Origin of the sequence: Okeania hirsuta (assembly GCF_003838195.1) — a bacterium.
GTDB lineage: Bacteria > Cyanobacteriota > Cyanobacteriia > Cyanobacteriales > Microcoleaceae > Okeania > Okeania hirsuta.
In genome coordinates, this window is record NZ_RCBY01000478.1 from 1 (window position 1) to 2,603 (window position 2,603).

The window sequence follows — 2,603 nt, forward strand, 5'->3', positions numbered from 1 at the left end:
CCCACCCTGTGGAGGAGTGGGGAAACCAGCACCCCCTTACCAACCCCCTTATGGTTGTTCAGTAATCAGGGTGAAAGTCCCTCCCGTCAGAGGATGACGTTATACCAAACCTACCCACATAGAGGTTAATCACCACTCTGGAAGCTGGGATTAGAGAAGAATCAGAGATATACTTACTACATCACACTGCTGCTAGGTAGGTCGTCATAGTTAGCAGAAAGCGAAATCAGCTGAAAAAGTGTCCAAGCCACAGTAAGGAAAGTCAGGAATTGGACTTTGGACAAAAATTGTGTCCGACGAGAATAATTTTCCGGTCCATTGTCTTGGTTTATAACCAATGTCTTAACTAGGGGAAATCGGCGTTGGTAAATTACAGGATGAAATTTGTAGGGGCAATCCCCCAATGATTAACCGGGGTAGGTTACACAGCCCTACCCCAAAATATAAATCATCCCATCAATTACCAACACCAATTTATTGACTGTGGTACAAACTTGTCGTCGTCAGGGGCGTTCTGTCATTGAATTCTTTGAGCAGTCCCTGGTGGCTAGGGTTTTAAGCGATCGCTCATCAAGTCTTTCTCTTATTCCTATTTTGCATACCTGAATCCTTACTATTTAAGTTTACAACTCAACATAATCTACATAATTTTTTTTTGCCCTTTGTTAAAGTCAATTGTTAATATTATTCTATAATGTATTTTTAATAGAACTGATATTATGGATTAAGATTCTCCTCTAGAACTGGAAATAGGTATAGTCAAATTTTGCCGACGTTTAGTAGCAGCTTCAGTTAAAAGAGATTCTGCAAAAGCTATAGCTTCTTGAGCTGGCCTACCACTAGCTAATTGTGCCAACTCTTCCCGCCGTTGATAATTATTTAGATTTTTAACTCTTACTATAGTCCGTACTTCAGAGTTTTGATTATTTAAGTTTAAGTCCATAGTAGATATTTCCTCGACTACTTGTTTACTGACATTAAAGTGATTATCAGCCATTGCAGCTACTATCGGTTGATGGGTTACACAGAGGACTTGATGTTTCCTACTAAGTTGATGTAGTTTTTCTGAAATGGCTCCTGCTACTCTTCCTGAGACTCCAACATCTATTTCATCAAATACTAGAGTACCAGATCCTTCTATTTGAGAAAAACAAGCCTTTAATGCCAATAAAAATCGACTCATTTCCCCACCAGAAGCTATTGAATTTAGAGGTTGTAGTGGTTCACCAGGGTTAGGACTGAAGCAGAATGTAATCTGGTCAGCTCCTGTGATTGTTGGGGTAGTGGGAGTAATCTCTACCTGAAATTTCACTTTTTCCATAGCGAGGGGTTTTAATTCCTCTACCAAATTTGTCTCTAATTTAGCAGCCGCACTATGACGTTTTAAGCTAAGTTCGCTACATTTATCTTGTAATTGTTTTTGAGTTTCTAGGTATACTTTTTCTAGTGCTTCAACAGACTCTCCACCATCTTGTAGTTCTTTGAGTTCTGCTTGTATTTTGTAATAATAATTAATAGCTTCTTCTAGGGTTGGACCATACTTGCGACAAATTTGTTTAAGTTCTTGAATTCTTTCTTCTACATCTTCTAATCTTTGGGGATCTGCTTCTAATTCTTCGCCATAACTACTAATTTGTCGGCTAGCTTCAACAACTTGAGATAAAGCTTCATTAATCATTTCCAATATAGGTTTTAATGTGGAGTCGTAGTTTACCATATCGTTTAAGATGGTTTCTGCTTCTCCAAGGAGGTCTGCTGCTGCTGAATTATCTCCTTCATTTTGATATAAAGCTTGATATATTTGATAGCTTTGATGTTGAAGTTCAACTGCATGACTAAGGCGTTGACTTTCTTGTGCTAGTTGTTCTAATTCTTGAGGTTCGGTAAGATTAGATTTATCTAATTCTTGTACTTGGTATTCTAATAAATCTATTCTTTGTAAACGTTTCTGCTCTGACTGGCGACGATTTTCTAATGTTGCTTTGGCTTTTTGAGCTTTTTGATAGGCAATACTTACTGCTTCTCGGCATTGTACTAGGGGATGACTACCATATAAATCTAGCCATTCCCTTTGGAGATTGGGATTTCCTAATTGTAGAGTTTGGCCTTGGGCTGTAATTTCTAATAGGCGGTCACGCAGTTGGTCCATTATTTTGCGATTGACCAGAATACCATTGAGACGAGACCTAGTACGGAGAGAGGTTTGAGCGCAAGTAATTTCACGACTACAGACTACTAATGTACCATCTACTGGATCTATTTCTTGATTTCCTAACCATTCGGCCAGGGATGAGTTTAGCTCAAAGGTTGCTTCTAAGATAGCTCGTTTAGTTCCTGTTCGGATTACACGACGGTCTACTTTTCCGCCTAGAGTTGCATCGAGAGCATCTAGGATAATGGACTTACCAGCACCTGTCTCTCCTGTGAAGACATTTAGACCAGGACTTAATTCTAGGTCTAGATGATCTATAAGGGCAAAGTTATTAATGCGAAGAGATATAAGCATTTATTCAAGGAGGTAATTAAGAAGGAAGAAGGAAGAAGGAAAAAGTGAAGATTAAATGTTTGCACTTTACTTTTATCCTGCTTCGGTCAAACATAAT

General features: G+C 38.7%; 2 protein-coding genes. One reads left to right on the top strand and one right to left on the bottom strand.

What is annotated here, in order from left to right; all coding sequences use genetic code 11:
* Window positions 1-483 precede the first annotated feature (483 nt).
* The gene (locus tag D5R40_RS41720; RefSeq protein WP_275670466.1) at window positions 484-606 is read left to right on the top strand and encodes a hypothetical protein; all 123 of its coding nucleotides are present in this window, start codon (window positions 484-486) and stop codon (window positions 604-606) included.
* A 118-nt stretch (window positions 607-724) separates the two neighbouring features.
* Here D5R40_RS41720 and recN read toward each other — a convergent pair whose 3' ends face one another.
* Window positions 725-2,506 (bottom strand): DNA repair protein RecN, encoded by a 1,782-nt coding sequence (recN, locus tag D5R40_RS31995; RefSeq protein WP_124155811.1) that lies wholly within the window; start codon window positions 2,504-2,506, stop codon window positions 725-727.
* Window positions 2,507-2,603 lie beyond the last annotated feature (97 nt).